10 protein-coding genes are annotated in these 13,998 nt (G+C 61.6%); 8 read left to right on the forward strand and 2 right to left on the reverse strand.

Translation table 11 applies throughout. The annotated features are described in order from the left end of the window. The first annotated feature begins 179 nt into the window (after window positions 1–179). Genes APH28_RS20860 through APH28_RS20875 form a run of 4 tightly spaced genes read left to right on the forward strand, consistent with a single transcriptional unit; the run spans window position 180 to window position 6,512 of the window. The gene (locus APH28_RS20860; protein ID WP_060512424.1) at window positions 180–1,343 is read left to right on the forward strand and encodes an efflux RND transporter periplasmic adaptor subunit; all 1,164 of its coding nucleotides are present in this window, start codon (window positions 180–182) and stop codon (window positions 1,341–1,343) included. Then, window positions 1,340–4,432 carry a multidrug efflux RND transporter permease subunit gene (locus APH28_RS20865; protein WP_060512425.1) on the forward strand — a complete coding sequence of 1,031 codons (3,093 nt, stop codon included), beginning with the start codon at window positions 1,340–1,342 and terminating at the stop codon, window positions 4,430–4,432. The genes APH28_RS20860 and APH28_RS20865 overlap by 4 nt, the downstream gene beginning before the upstream one ends. 9 nt (window positions 4,433–4,441) lie before the next feature. Beyond that, the gene (locus APH28_RS20870; RefSeq protein WP_027918369.1) at window positions 4,442–5,116 is read left to right on the forward strand and encodes a heavy metal response regulator transcription factor; all 675 of its coding nucleotides are present in this window, start codon (window positions 4,442–4,444) and stop codon (window positions 5,114–5,116) included. Beyond that, window positions 5,091–6,512, forward strand: coding sequence for a heavy metal sensor histidine kinase (locus APH28_RS20875; RefSeq protein ID WP_060512426.1), 1,422 nt, complete (start codon window positions 5,091–5,093; stop codon window positions 6,510–6,512). Before APH28_RS20870 ends, APH28_RS20875 begins: the two co-directional genes overlap by 26 nt. A 25-nt stretch (window positions 6,513–6,537) precedes the next feature. Here the strand turns inward: APH28_RS20875 and APH28_RS28260 are convergent, their stop codons facing one another. Beyond that, window positions 6,538–9,303 carry an RHS repeat-associated core domain-containing protein gene (locus APH28_RS28260; protein ID WP_082432361.1) on the reverse strand — a complete coding sequence of 922 codons (2,766 nt, stop codon included), beginning with the start codon at window positions 9,301–9,303 and terminating at the stop codon, window positions 6,538–6,540. A gap of 297 nt (window positions 9,304–9,600) precedes the next feature. On the opposite strand from APH28_RS28260, the gene APH28_RS20890 reads away from it, so the two are divergent. The 3 genes from APH28_RS20890 (at window position 9,601) to APH28_RS20900 (ending at window position 13,013) form a co-directional block, all read left to right on the forward strand. Then, a complete protein-coding gene (locus APH28_RS20890) occupies window positions 9,601–9,822 on the forward strand; it encodes a hypothetical protein (RefSeq protein ID WP_060512429.1) in 222 nt (73 codons plus the stop codon). 203 nt (window positions 9,823–10,025) lie between these two features. Further along, window positions 10,026–11,360: an OprD family porin gene (locus tag APH28_RS20895; protein WP_060512430.1), complete on the forward strand. Its 1,335-nt coding sequence runs from the start codon at window positions 10,026–10,028 to the stop codon at window positions 11,358–11,360. A gap of 156 nt (window positions 11,361–11,516) precedes the next feature. Further along, a complete protein-coding gene (locus APH28_RS20900) occupies window positions 11,517–13,013 on the forward strand; it encodes a diguanylate cyclase (RefSeq protein ID WP_060512431.1) in 1,497 nt (498 codons plus the stop codon). Here the strand turns inward: APH28_RS20900 and APH28_RS20905 are convergent. Further along, window positions 13,010–13,486 carry a PA2169 family four-helix-bundle protein gene (locus tag APH28_RS20905; RefSeq protein ID WP_060512432.1) on the reverse strand — a complete coding sequence of 159 codons (477 nt, stop codon included), beginning with the start codon at window positions 13,484–13,486 and terminating at the stop codon, window positions 13,010–13,012. The two genes, APH28_RS20900 and APH28_RS20905, sit on opposite strands and share 4 nt — an antisense overlap. Before the next feature lie 201 nt (window positions 13,487–13,687). On the opposite strand from APH28_RS20905, the gene APH28_RS20910 reads away from it, so the two are divergent. Beyond that, window positions 13,688–13,909 (forward strand): DUF3820 family protein, encoded by a 222-nt coding sequence (locus APH28_RS20910; RefSeq protein WP_060512540.1) that lies wholly within the window; start codon window positions 13,688–13,690, stop codon window positions 13,907–13,909. The last annotated feature ends 89 nt before the right edge of the window (window positions 13,910–13,998 follow it).

A 13,998-nucleotide genomic window follows, 5' to 3' on the forward strand; every position in this document is an offset into this window, starting at 1 on the left:
CGCCGCGCGGGCGGCGCTCGATTTCCGCATCAACACAAAACCCAAGGCAAGCGCCCAGTCTCATCACCAACCCCAACCTGTCACCGCTGTCAGCCAGCTGTCACGCTGCCGACCCGGTCACCGCGCTATAAACTCCAATACACACCCCCGTTCCCCCCTTGGCCAAGGTGCCCGCGCCGATGCGACGTCCTTCCCGTTCTGTACTCCTCGCCGCATTGGCACTGCTCGCCCTGGTGACCGCAGGCGTCTGGTATACCCAGCGCCAGCCAGCCACCGCACCCCGTGCGCAAGCAGCCATCCCGGTGCGGGTGATCGCCGTCGCCCAACAGGACGTCCCCCGCTACACCAGCGCCATCGGCTCGGTGCTGTCCCTGCACAGCGTCGAAGTGCGCCCACAAGTCGAAGGCGTGCTGACCCAAGTACTGGTCAAAGAGGGCCAATGGGTTAAGGAAGGCGACCTGCTCGCCACCTTGGATGACCGGGCGATCCGCGCCAGCCTCGACCAAGCCCGTGCCCAGCTCGGCCAGAGCCAGGCGCAGATCCAGGTGGCCGGTGTCGACCTCAAGCGCTACCGCTTGCTCAGCACCGACGATGGCGTATCCAAGCAGACCCTCGACCAGCAGCAGGCGCTGGTCAGCCAGCTGCAGGCCACGGTCAAGGGCAACCAGGCGGCCATCGCCAATGCCGAAGTGCAGCTTTCATACACGCAGATCCGCTCACCAGTAACCGGTCGCGTCGGCATCCGCAATGTCGACCCCGGCAACCTGGTACGCACTACCGATACCCAAGGCCTGTTCAGCGTCACCCAGATCGACCCGATCGCCGTCGAATTCGCCTTGCCGCAACAGATGCTGCCAACCCTGCAGGCCTTGCTCAAAGCGCCAACCCCGGCCCTGGTCCAGGCCTACATGGACGCCGATGGCGAGCGCAACCTGCTCGGCGAAGGCCACCTGGCACTGATCGACAACCAGATCTCGGCCAACACCGGCACCGTGCGGGTCAAGGCCGAATTCGACAACAAGGACGGCCACCTGTGGCCGGGGCAACTGGTCACCATTCGCCTGCGCACGGCCGTCGAGGAGAACGCGCTGGTGGTGCCGCCGCCCGTGGTGCAGCGGAGCATCGACGGGCACTTCGTCTACCGCCTGGACGGCGACAAGGTCACCGCTGTGCCGGTCAAGGTGGTGTACCAGGACAGCGGCCTGAACATCATCGCCGGGGTCAAGCCGGGCGAGCGCCTGGTGCTCGACGGCCAGTCGCGGCTTAAACCGGGTTCACGTGTCGAGGTCACCCCGGACGCACCACCACCGGCGGCAATGGCTGACCGCAGGAGCCAGCCATGAATACCCGCAACGGTGTTTCGGCCTGGTGCATCGACCACCCGATCGCCACCCTGCTGCTGACCTTCGCCCTGGTGCTGCTCGGTGCCATCGCCTTCCCGCGCTTGCCAGTGGCGCCGCTGCCAGAAGCGGACTTCCCGACCATTCAAGTGACCAGCCAGCTGCCCGGCGCCAGCCCGGAAACCATGGCGTCGTCGGTAGCGACGCCGCTGGAGGTGCAGTTCAGTGCCATCCCCGGCATGACCCAGATGACCAGCAGCAGTGCGCTGGGCTCGACCACGCTGATCCTGCAGTTCACCCTCGACAAGAATATCGACACAGCTGCCCAGGAAGTCCAGGCAGCGATCAACACCGCCACCGCGCGCCTGCCCCAGGACCTGCCCAACCCGCCGACCTGGCGCAAGGTCAACCCGGCCGACAGCCCGGTCCTGGTGCTCACCGTCAGCTCCGCGCAAATGCCCGGCAACGACCTCAGCGACTACGCTGAAACCCTGCTGGCGCGCCAGCTCAGCCAGATCGAAGGGGTTGGCCTGATCAACATCACCGGCCAGCTGCGCCCGGCCATTCGCGTGCAGGCCCAGCCGGAAAAGCTCGCTGCCATCGGCCTGACCCTGGCCGATGTGCGCCTGGCTATCCAGCAGACCAGCCTGAACCTGGCCAAGGGCGCGCTGTACGGCGAACACAGCGTCTCGACCCTCGCCGCCAACGACCAGCTGTTCCACCCCGAGGACTACGCCCAGCTGATCGTCTCGTATCGCAACGGCGCACCCGTGCACCTCAAGGACGTGGCCAAAGTGATCAACGGCGCCGAAAACGCCTACGTCAAAGCCTGGTCCGGCGACCAGCCGGGCCTCAACCTGGTGGTGTTTCGCCAGCCCGGTGCGAACATCGTCGACACCGTCGACCGGGTGATGGCGGCCCTGCCCAAACTGCAGGAAATGCTCCCGGCGTCGATCGATGTGTCGGTGCTGCAGGACCGTACCCAAACCATCCGCGCCTCCTTGCACGAGGTAGAGCTGACCCTGATGATCGCCGTGGCCCTGGTGATCGGGGTGATGGCGCTGTTCCTGCGCCAATGGTCGGCAACGATGGTGGTGTCCAGCGTGCTCGGTGTGTCGCTGATCGCCAGCTGCGCGCTGATGTACGTCATGGGGTTCAGCCTCAACAACCTTACGCTGGTGGCCATCGTCATCTCGGTGGGCTTCGTGGTGGATGACGCCATCGTCGTGGTGGAGAACATTCACCGCCACCTTGAAGCTGGCGACGACAGCCGCACGGCAGCGCTCAAGGGCGCAGGCGAGATCGGCTTCACCGTGGTGTCGATCAGCTTCTCGCTGATCGCCGCGTTCATCCCGCTGCTGTTCATGGGCGGTGTGGTCGGCCGGCTGTTCAAGGAATTCGCCCTGACCGCCACCTCGACCATCCTGATTTCGGTGGTGGTGTCACTGACCCTGGCGCCGACCCTGTGCGCGCTGTTCATGCGCCGGCCACCCGGCGAGCACCACGGCGGCTTCGGCGAGCGCCTGGTGAGGTGGTACGAAAAAGGCCTTGACCGTGCCCTCGCCCACCAGCGCCTGACCCTTGGCGTGTTCGGCGTGACCCTGGCACTGGCCGTCGCCGGTTATATCGGCATCCCCAAGGGCTTCTTCCCGCTGCAAGACACCGGCTTCATCCTCGGCACCACCGAAGCGGCGGCGGACGTGTCGTACCCGTCGATGGTCGAGAAGCACCTGGCGTTGGCGAAAATCATCGGCGACGACCCGGCGGTGCAAGCGTTCTCGCATTCGGTGGGCGTCACCGGTAGCAACCAGACCATCGCCAACGGCCGTTTCTGGATCGCACTGAAGCCACGAGGTGATCGCGACGTGTCGGCCAGCGAGCTGATCGACCGCCTGCGGCCGAAACTCGCCCAGGTGCCGGGCATCGTCCTGTACATGCGCGCCGGCCAGGACATCAATCTCAGCTCCGGCCCGTCGCGCACGCAGTACCAGTACGTGCTCAAGAGCAACGACGGCGTAGCCCTGAACCTGTGGACCGAACGCCTGACCGAACGCCTGCGGGAAAACCCGGTGTTCCGCGACCTGTCCAACGACTTGCAGCTGGGCGCCAGCGTCACCCGCATCGACATCGACCGCCAGGCTGCGGCGCGCTTCGGCTTGACCACCACCGACGTCGACCAGGCGCTGTACGATGCCTTCGGCCAGCGGCAGATCAGCGAGTTCCAGACCGAGACCAACCAGTACAAGGTGATCCTCGAACTGGACGCGAAGCAGCGCGGCAAGGCCGAGAGCCTGAACTTCTTCTACCTGCGCTCGCCACTGACCAACGAGATGGTGCCACTGTCCGCCCTGGCCCATGTCGCACCACCGAGCACCGGCCCGCTGTCGATCAGCCACGACGGCCTGTTCCCGGCAGCCAACCTGTCGTTCAACCTTGCCCCCGGCGTGGCCCTCGGCGATGCGGTGACGATCCTCGAGCGCACCCAGCGCGAACTGGGCATGCCCGACTCGATCAGCGGCAATTTCCAGGGTGCGGCCCAAGCCTTCCAGAGCTCGCTGTCGAGCCAACCCTGGCTGATCCTCGCCGCACTGGTGGCGGTGTACATCATCCTCGGTGTGCTCTACGAGAGCTTCGTTCACCCACTGACCATCATTTCCACCCTGCCCTCGGCCGGCCTGGGTGCGTTGATACTGCTCTGGGGCATGGGCCAGGATTTCAGCATCATGGGCCTGATCGGCGTGGTGCTGTTGATCGGTATCGTCAAGAAGAACGGTATCCTGCTCATCGACTTCGCCCTGGAAGCCCAGCGCCACCAGGGCATGACGCCCGAGCAGGCGATTCATCAGGCGTGCCTGACGCGCTTCCGGCCGATCATCATGACCACCCTCGCCGCCCTGCTGGGTGCGGTACCGCTGATGTTCGGCTTTGGCGCCGGCGCCGAGCTGCGCCAGCCGCTGGGCATCGCGGTAGTCGGCGGGCTGTTGGTGAGCCAGGCGCTGACGCTGTTCACCACCCCGGTCATATACTTGGCGCTGGAGCGCCTGTTCCACCGCCGCCAGGCCGCCCGTGCGGCGGCGCCAAGTGCCAGCTAGGACAAGACCATGCGTGTGCTGATCATCGAAGACGAAGAAAAAACCGCCGACTACCTGCATCGCGGCCTGACCGAGCAGGGCTTTACCGTCGACCTCGCCCGGGACGGTATCGACGGCCTGCACCTGGCGCTTGAAGGCGACTACGCGGTGATCGTGCTCGATGTGATGCTGCCGGGCCTGGACGGCTACGGCGTGCTGCGGGCACTGCGCGCGCGCAAGCAGACGCCGGTGATCATGCTCACCGCCCGCGAGCGCGTCGAAGACCGCATCCATGGCTTGCGCGAAGGCGCCGACGATTACCTGGGCAAACCGTTCTCGTTCCTCGAGCTGGTCGCCCGGTTGCAGGCCCTGACCCGCCGCAGCAGCAGCCACGAGCCGTTGCAGATCCAGGTCGGCGACCTGTGGATCGACCTGATGGCGCGCAAGGCCAGCCGCGCCGGCCAGCGCCTGGAGCTGACCGCCAAGGAATTCTCGCTGCTCAGCGTGCTGGCGCGGCGCCAGGGCGAGATCCTGTCCAAGACCGCCATCGCCGAGCTGGTCTGGGACATCAACTTCGACAGCGACGCCAATGTCGTCGAAGTGGCCATCAAGCGCCTGCGCGCCAAACTCGACGGGCCGTTCGACAACAAGCTGCTGCACACCATCCGAGGCATGGGCTATGTCCTGGAAAACCGCGCCGCTTAATTCCATTGCCCTGCGCCTGTCGGCGCTGTTCATCCTGGTGGCGATGGCGGTGTTCCTGCTGATCGGCTCGGCGCTGTACCGCCAGGTCGACCGCAGTCTCGACCTGCTGCCGCGGGCCGAGCTGAACGCACGCTTCAGTGTGCTGGAGTCCACCCTCAACCGCTTCGGCACGCCCGAGCACTGGGCCAAGATCAACAACAAGCTCAACCTGCTCAGCGAGGAAGACAAGCGCATCCGCTTCTGGGTGGTCAGCAGCAACCCGGCCTTCGAATACGGCCACCCCAGCGAACTGGTGCGCGCTTTCGGCGAGGGCCCGCAAGGCATGCGCGACCTGCGCCTGCCCGACCGGCCTTACCCCTACAAGGTCCTGGTCAGCGAACTGCCCGCCCTGGGCGAGCGCCCGCCGCTGCGCTTTCTGATCGGCATCGACACCGAAACGTTCTGGCAGGCCCAGCACAGCCTGCTGGTGGCCATCGTCGGCCTGGCCGTGCTCGGTGTGCTGCTGGCTTCGTTGCTGGGTTACTGGGTGGCGCGCATCGGCCTGCGGCCGCTACTGGCGTTGTCCAATGAAGCCCAGGCACTGGCGCCGCCGCGTCTCGACGGCCGCTTGCAGACGCAGAACCTGGCACCAGAACTAGCGCAGTTCGCCGGTGCCTTCAATGCCGCCCTGGACCGGGTCAGCCAGGCCTATACACAACTCGAGGCCTTCAACGCCGACGTTGCCCACGAACTACGCTCGCCGCTGACCAACCTGATCGGCCAGACCCAGGTCGCCCTCACCCGCGGGCGCAGCGCCGAGCATTACTTCGAAGTGTTGCAGTCGAACCTGGAAGAGCTGGAGCGCCTGCGCAGCATCATCAACGACATGCTGTTCCTCGCCAGCGCCGACCAGGGCAGCAAGGCCACCGCCCTGACCCAGGCCTCGCTGGCCGAGGAAGTGGCCACCACGCTCGACTACCTGGACTACATCCTCGAAGACGCCCAGGTCAGCGTCAGCGTCAGCGGCGATGCACAGGCGCCCATCGAAAAGGCCCAGCTGCGTCGGGCGTTGATCAACTTGCTGAACAACGCCGTGCAGCATACGGCGCCGAAGCAGTCCATTCATGTTCATATCGAGGCAGGCCCTGAACAGGTCAGCATCGCCGTGAGCAACCCTGGGCCGGCCATCGATGATGCGCACCTGCCGCTGCTGTTTGAGCGGTTCTATCGGGTGGACGCGGCGCGCAGCAACAGTGGCGGTGGCAACCATGGGCTGGGGCTGGCGATCGTCAAGGCGATCGCGTTGATGCATGGCGGGGAGGTTTTTGTGAGTAGCGTAAAAGGTGAAAATACATTCGGAATCCGGCTGCCTGCCACCAGGCGTTCAGGACCGAGCTCACCGCTGCTTGCGACATGACAACTGATTGAACCACGCTGAACAATCACAACGTCACTGGCCGAATCCGACGGTTTCTGATCGAGCGTAAATAATCACTGATGCAATATCCGACCGCATGCAATCTTCTTGATAGCCATCCCCTGCCAAACTGACGCACTTCACGCTCGCCTTGGGCGGCATACTCTTTTGCCCACCTATCCATCGTCGCCTTCGGGATCTTCGGCCTAACCTCAACTTCTATAATCGCGGTTGCTAGATCCTGAACATAATCATGATACGTAACCCTTGTGGCCTCCATGCCCAGCGCGTCCAATATTCTTCGCGTATGGCTCCCGTTAGCTGGGCTGGCGAGAAAGCGATCTACGACCCTTCGATTACGCTCTTCAGGCTCGAGCAATTTCTCTTCGGGCGTAACCATGGCAGCTTCGATGGCATCTTTATTCACGACTCCAAATCGCAAGATCGACTTCGGCAGTACCCCATAAAAGCCTTTGGCTTTCGAAACCATTCGATACTGTTCTAATGCAACAGTCGAAGCGTAGGTCTGGCTACCCGGTTTTCGTGCATTATCTGACATTAGCCAGACCTGAGGCCTGTATTCATTACCGAACGCATAATCCCCCCCCGTTTTGTAGCGTGATACTACTCGGTTCTGGTCTTCATACACCTCGTGTGTAAGTTCTCTGTCCATCTCGCTATCATTATCCGTACGCGCGTCCAGTCGGCGTAGGGCTTCCTCCGTAGCAGGGTAGCCATCCGCATGCTTATCGATCAATTGCTTCGAATAAACTGTCTGCTTACCATTGAGATCCCTGACAGTTACAGGGGAACTGCTCGCCAGTCGGAACAAATTGATCCCGTCGACCAAACCTCCAGGGTCGGCGCTCAGCCAACGGCCGGTAAGCGGTTGGCAATACCGCCAACCGTAATAATATAAACCCGTCGCATCGCGCTCCTTGCCTGCATGCCGTATAGCCCGCTGTGTGAGATTATTGACTTCAGACTCCGCCTCATCACTCCCCACCGTACAGCCATAAGGTGCATATTCCTCACGAGCAATGACCTTGCCAATAGCATCTGTTTCTCCCGCCGAACTATGCAAGTGATCATTCAAGTCGTAGCGCAACTGGCTTACGCCATTGAGCAGGTCTGTTACCAGCCGAGCAGTACCCAACGTTGTAATAAGCACATCACGTTGTAGTGCAGTCTCGTCTGCCTGCCAGCGTTGGCGGTGTTCGTAAGCGTGCGTATAGGTGGTTACCGTGATCTGCCAGACACTCCCAACTTTTACCGAATGAACCTTGCGAACTCGGCTACCACCTGCATCGTAGTGGTAGCGTTCGCTGTCATCTTCTTCATGCTCACGTCCAACCAGGCTGACAGCCCTGAGTTGATTGTCCGCATGCCAGTGTACAGTCCTGCCATCGCCTAATTGTTTCTGCAGGCCTCCAGGCAGAAAGCCCGTCTCAGGCGTAAAACCTTGCCCTTTCACGACTGCACGATTGCTACCCCGTGCCACGTGGAGTTCGACCGTGCGCAGACCTTCGCCGGCGATATGCCGAATCAGCCAAAGATTGTTTCCATCGTCATAGGAGTACTCTTCCTTGTAGGGAGCCCACACTTGGCCTGCACTCGGGTCACTACGCGTACCCGATGAAGGATGATGCCGGGCTGCAGGCACTCGCTTACGTCCCGTTGCCGAAACCAGACGGTTCAACGTGTCATAGGCGTAATGCCGAAGCCCCGTCGCCTCCAGGTTTTTATGCCACTCAGGGTCTGCACCTTGATCATCAAGGCTGAAGATATTGCCGCCTGGATCGTGTTCGTAATGCAGATCACTGATCACCAGGCTGCCCAGAGGATGGCCTGCAGGGCGAGCGGTCAGATGTCGCTTGATGCGAGGAGTTCGAGCGTCATATTCATAGCGGTCCACGACGCCGTTACCAGCGGTTTGCTCCAGCAATCTGGAATCTGCAGCATAACGAGCGTCGCGCAAGGTGACGACTTCTCCAGCCTCGCCACCCTTCATGTACCTGACCCGCGTCTGCTCGCGTGCACCGCTGATACCGTATACCTCGAAGGTGGTGACACCGGCGGCATGAGTGCTACTCAACAGGGCGCCGGTAGCATCGAGCTGATTCAAGACCTCCAGAGGAGCCTCGACATCTTCTTCTGTGGTACGAGACCAATCCGGCTGTTCTATTTCAACCGTCAAGAGACATTGCTCGGTCGCCAAAGATTGGTCCGTCAATGACAGGCTGAGTGTTCGGTCGATGCCTGCGTTGTTGCAGGATTCCCGCAAACGTCCAGAGAGATTGCGGGCCTTCCAGTACGCTTCTCCCGCAGGTGCATACCTATAGCGTTCACGTACACGTCCAACCGGTACACCGGCAGCCATTTCCGTCAACGACAGGGGCCGCCCACTGAGCAAGGCCGTTTCATAGCTCATGACAGTCACCGTCTGCTGGGCGTTGAGCGACCACAGCGGGCGCCCGGCACTGTCCAGTAAACGCAGGGAAAGATCGCCGTCTGCGGTATGCAATGACAAGGGTCGGCCTTCAAGGGCAGTGACCGTCACCGCGTCCGCGTTTGCGGTGGCCTCGTTGAGCAAGGGTCGCGCACCGAACATCCGCGTTGCCCGGGTTGACGGATCCTTGACCGCACGTTCAATCAGCAGGCGCGGTGAAACGCCAGGGGTGTGCGCCGCACGATAAAGCGCCAATGTGCGGAAAGGACCGGTGACTGTCGGCGTCCCAGCATGCAGGGCAGCTGACTGTTCTCGCATTTGCCTGGTCGAACGCGCTGCCATGTCATACCTGCCTTGCGTTGCGAGAAGAGATCAGACGCCATGCAACCAGCATCTGACCGGACGCACCGCATGTCACCTGGTAAAAATGATAGTTTCGCAATGCAAGGCGGCTTCCAGCATTGACCGCACAAGCTGTCTAGCACGGGCCTTTCACGCTAAGGTCCAATTGCTTTTCCAGCGATCCTTACCTTTTGCGCAACAGTGCTTATCACCAAAGACGCTGTTTCCAGGGCATTAAACGGACTAACTTTAGCCCCGTCCTCATAGCACTTGCACCGCAAGAAGGTAGTTTCAAACATGTCCAACAGTATGGGTATTGCCAGCGTTTTCGTTCTGTCTTCCCTGTTGTTGTCGCCCCTGGCCATGGCCGAAGAATCCCCGGCTTTCGTAGCGCGTACTGCAGAACTTGCCGCTGTTCACCAAGACTCCCGCGAAGCCCTGGCACACAAGGCCGACGCCGGAAAAGACGCAGAACAGACCGCTTCGAAAGTTTCCAGCGACGCCAATGCCGATAGCTGATTGCGCGTCGCACCTGCTCCCGTTTTCCCTTGGCTACGCCATGGGCACCGTGGGTGCCGATATGTTAGCCTTTTAAAGCCGCTGCCGATCAGCGGCTTTTTTTATGTGCGCTAACTCTCAGCCCCGCTGTAACGTACCCCTATAAAAAGACGCACATTCAAAATAAAAACTGCCCCACCGTCAGACCAAAGGAGCTAGTACCGGTGCCTTCCGCGTTCCGTTTTACCCCGCTGTTCATTGCGTTGACTGCAACGATCCCCTTCGCCGCCCAGGCAGATGAAGACAAGGCTGATGGCTTCATCGAGGGTTCGTCCTTCAACCTGCATTTTCGTAATGCCTATTTCAACCGCGACAACCACAATGCCGGCGTGCGCGACACCCGCGAGTGGGGCCAGGGCGCGGTCGCCCGTTTCGAGTCCGGCTACACCCCGGGCGTGGTCGGCTTCGGCCTCGACGCCCATGCCATGCTGGGCCTGAAGCTCGACGGCGGTGGCGGCCATGCCGGCACCAGCATCCTGCCCGAGCACATCAAGGACGACGGTGAACTGGGCGCTGCCCCGCACTCGTTCTCCACTGCAGGTGCTGCGGTCAAGCTCAAGGCGTTCGACACCGAATTGAAAGCCGGCGACCTGTTCATCACCAACCCGGTGATCGCAGGCGGCGAGACCCGCATGCTGCCGCAGACCTTCCGCGGCGTGAGCCTGACCAACCACAGCGTCGACGGCCTGCTGCTCGAAGGCGGCCAGGTCAGCTTCACTCACCCGTACAACCAGAGTGGCCACCGCCGTATCGACACCTACTACGGCAGCCTGGACGAGCACGACAAGAGCAAGCACCTGAACTGGGCGGGCGCGTCGTGGAGTGGTACCGAGCACATCACCACCAACCTGTACGCGGCCGAGCTGAAGGACATCTGGAACCAGTACTACGCTGACTTCGACTACACCTACGTGGTCAACGACCTGGTCAGCCTCAACCCGGGCGTGCACTTCTACCACACCCAGGACACCGGCCAGGCGCTGCTGGGCAAGATCGACAACAACACCTACAGCCTGCACTTCACGGTCAACGCCGGTTACCACAGCATCACCGCCGCCTACCAGCGGGTCAACGGCAACACGCCGTTCGACTACATCAATCTCGGCGACAGCGTGTACCTGGACAACTCGCGCATGTACTCGGACTTCAACGCCCCGAACGAGCGTTCGTGGAAGCTGCAGTACGACTACAACTTCGCCGGTATCGGCATCCCGGGCCTGAGCACCTCGCTGTCCTACTCGCGCGGTGAGGCGGACCTGACCAAGGCCACCCAGGACACCAGCCACTACGACTACTACCGCGCCGATGGCAAGAACGCCATGCACTGGGAGCGGGACCTGGACGTGAAGTATGTGTTCCAGGAAGGCGACCTGAAGGACCTGGCGGTGCAGCTGCGCTATGCCACCCACCGTGGTAGCCAGGGTTATGCGTCGATCGACAGCAACAGCGACAACGATGAAGTGCGGGTGATCGTCGATTACCCACTGAACATCTTCTGACCTGAGACCGCTGGCGAGGGCTTTGCCCTCGTTTCGCCGACATGAGGGCTGCCTTGCAGCCCCTTGCTGAATTCCGTCGGACAAATCTTGTCCGACAATGCTCGCTTCCCTAGAATGTCGCCCGCCGCAAATGGCCCTGCCTCAGCAGTAGCGCGCATGCCCACTTTATCCACGCGTTCCGCATTCTACAGGTCGCATCCCGAGCTGATCCTCAATCTGGGCAGCTGCCTTGCCGTGCTCGCCATCGTGGCCATCGTCAGCTATTTGCTGGCACGCGAACGCGACAGCGTCGAACAGGCGTCAATCCGCGCATCGAACAACATCGTGCAACTGATCGAAAGCGACATCCTGCGCAATGTCGAACTGTACGATCAGTCGCTGAAGGGGCTGATCTGGGCAGTCGAGCACCCACAAGTGCTGCAGGTTCCACCCGATCTTCGCCAGCGGGTCCTGTTCAACCAGACCTTCGCGGCCCCGGTGCGCGGCGATATCCTCTGGCTCGACAGCAAGGGGGACGTGGTGGCCGACTCGATCAGTGTCGCGCCTCGCCAGGCCAACTTTGCCGATACGCCAGCGTTCATCGCCCATCGGGACAATGCAGCGTTGGGCCTGTACATCAGCCCACCGTTCAAGGCACGCTTGGGCAACCTGGACTGGTGCATCAGTTTCAGCCGCCGCATTTCCACCTCAGACGGCCAATTCGCCGGACTGGCCGCCGGTGCGCTGCGGCTGTCGTACTTTCGCGAATTGTTCCAGCGCCTGGATATCGGCGGGGACAGCAGCATCAACATCCTCAATAGCGAGGGGCAGCTGCTGGCCCGCAAGGCATCGGGCGCAGATGATTCGGCAACCGGCACTTCGTACGCCCAGCGGCCCAACTTCAAACGCATACTCGACGAGCAAAGTGGCAGTTTTAGCGCCCGTTCGGACATCTCCGGTCAGCAACGCCTCTATACCTTCGCTCGGGTAGGTGACCTGCCGCTGATCGTCCTGGTGGTCGATTCGGCAGACGAAGTGTTCCAATCATGGCGGCGTACCGCACGTATCGTAAGCGTCGCAACCGGAGCCTTATGTGCCGGCATCCTCTGGCTGACCTTGCTGCTTGGCCGAGAACTGCGGCGCCGCCATGAAGCCGAACAGAGCCTGGCCTCCCTCGCGGCTACCGACAGCCTCACCGGCTTGGCCAACCGCCGAAGGCTGGACCAAGTGCTGCGCACGGAATGGGCGCGCGCGCAACGCAACGGCAACCCGCTGGCAGTGCTGATGGTCGATGTGGATCATTTCAAGGCATTCAACCAGCGGCATGGCCACGCGGGCGGAGACCATGCATTGCGTGAGGTCGCCAAAACGCTGGAGCAATCCATACGCCGCCCGGCGGACTTGGCCGCACGGTATGGGGGGGAGGAATTCCAGCTAGTGCTGCCTGAGACGGATGCAGAGGGGGCCAGGCTCCTCGCTGAGCGCATTCGTGCACGTGTGGAAGGGCTGGCGCCATTCGAAGACGATGCCCACGGGGTCACCGTGAGCATCGGAATAGGCCTTTACACCCCCGGCACCCAGCAGGAGCTTTCGCAGGTGCTAGGTGCCGCGGATGAAGCCCTTTACCGGGCCAAGGCCAATGGCCGCAACCGGGTAGAGGGGCCGCTCGGTTAGGAGCGGGCGCGGGCAGCGTTACGCAGCGCTTTCACCTGGTCATGATTGCGCTGTACGCCCTGAAGCTGTTTTTCCACCAGGGCATAGCTTTGATCACTGGCCTGACGGCCAAGCTTGACCAGTTTTTCCCGTGCTTCTTTGTAAGCCTTGAGGGCGTGATCTTCACCGCGCTCGACTTCATTGAGTACCGCTTCTTCGTCTTTACCGGTAACCAGCGACTTCAGGTTGACCCAGCCGCGGTGCAGGTCGCCACTGACGCTGGTAGAGGTCTCCGGATCGCCACCCAAGCGACGTACTTCACTTTGCAGTTCGCCTGCAGCATTGGCGCATTCGCCGGCACGCTGGACGAAGAACGCTTTGAGTTCCGGGTTCTTCACATCATCGGCCGAGGCTTTGAAGCCCTTTTCGCCATCCTTGCTGTATTCGATCAGATCGTTGAGTACGTCAATCACGTCTTTATTGGGGTTGCTCATGGCACAAACTCCTTGGCAGGTGATAGTCCCTTGTACTGGAGCAGGCTTCGTGCCAAGCGGCCCCATAAAAATAATTCCTTTTAAAACAGATAGTTAATTACTAAAGGCAAGCGGCGGCAAATGGCGTTATGCATGATTGCCGCTTGGGGGCTCGTGCAGATTGCAGTATGGTCGGCGCTCATTCACTGCCAGGCTTCGTCGATGAAACCGGAAATGCTCGAACTGCTGGTCACCCGCACCATGCCATTTGGCAAATACCAAGGGCGGATCATTGCCGACCTGCCGGGGGATTATCTGGCCTGGTTCGCGCGCAAGGGGTTTCCGGCGGGGGAGCTGGGTGGGTTGCTGGCGTTGATGCATGAGGTCGACCATAACGGCCTGGCCGATCTGCTGGTGCCGTTGCGGCAGAAACATCGGCGTTAACCTGTACCGGCCTCTTCGCGGCTAAAGCCGCTCCCACAGGGTATTGTGTAGTTTCTGACTCAACACAGTACCTGTGGGAGCGGCTTTAG

The organism is Pseudomonas sp. NBRC 111124 (assembly GCF_001320245.1).
Taxonomy (GTDB): domain Bacteria; phylum Pseudomonadota; class Gammaproteobacteria; order Pseudomonadales; family Pseudomonadaceae; genus Aquipseudomonas.

Bases quoted from the DNA above. Each gene is read 5' to 3' on its own strand.
- APH28_RS20905 (WP_060512432.1), bottom strand. From the start codon at position 13,486: ATGAGCAACCCCAATAAAGACGTGATTGACGTACTCAACGATCTGATC.
- APH28_RS20870 (WP_027918369.1), top strand. From the start codon at position 4,442: ATGCGTGTGCTGATCATCGAAGACGAAGAAAAAACCGCCGACTACCTG.
- APH28_RS20875 (WP_060512426.1), top strand. From the start codon at position 5,091: ATGTCCTGGAAAACCGCGCCGCTTAATTCCATTGCCCTGCGCCTGTCG.
- APH28_RS20860 (WP_060512424.1), top strand. From the start codon at position 180: ATGCGACGTCCTTCCCGTTCTGTACTCCTCGCCGCATTGGCACTGCTC.
- APH28_RS28260 (WP_082432361.1), bottom strand. From the start codon at position 9,303: ATGGCAGCGCGTTCGACCAGGCAAATGCGAGAACAGTCAGCTGCCCTG.
- APH28_RS20900 (WP_060512431.1), top strand. From the start codon at position 11,517: ATGCCCACTTTATCCACGCGTTCCGCATTCTACAGGTCGCATCCCGAG.
- APH28_RS20910 (WP_060512540.1), top strand. From the start codon at position 13,688: ATGAAACCGGAAATGCTCGAACTGCTGGTCACCCGCACCATGCCATTT.
- APH28_RS20865 (WP_060512425.1), top strand. From the start codon at position 1,340: ATGAATACCCGCAACGGTGTTTCGGCCTGGTGCATCGACCACCCGATC.
- APH28_RS20890 (WP_060512429.1), top strand. From the start codon at position 9,601: ATGTCCAACAGTATGGGTATTGCCAGCGTTTTCGTTCTGTCTTCCCTG.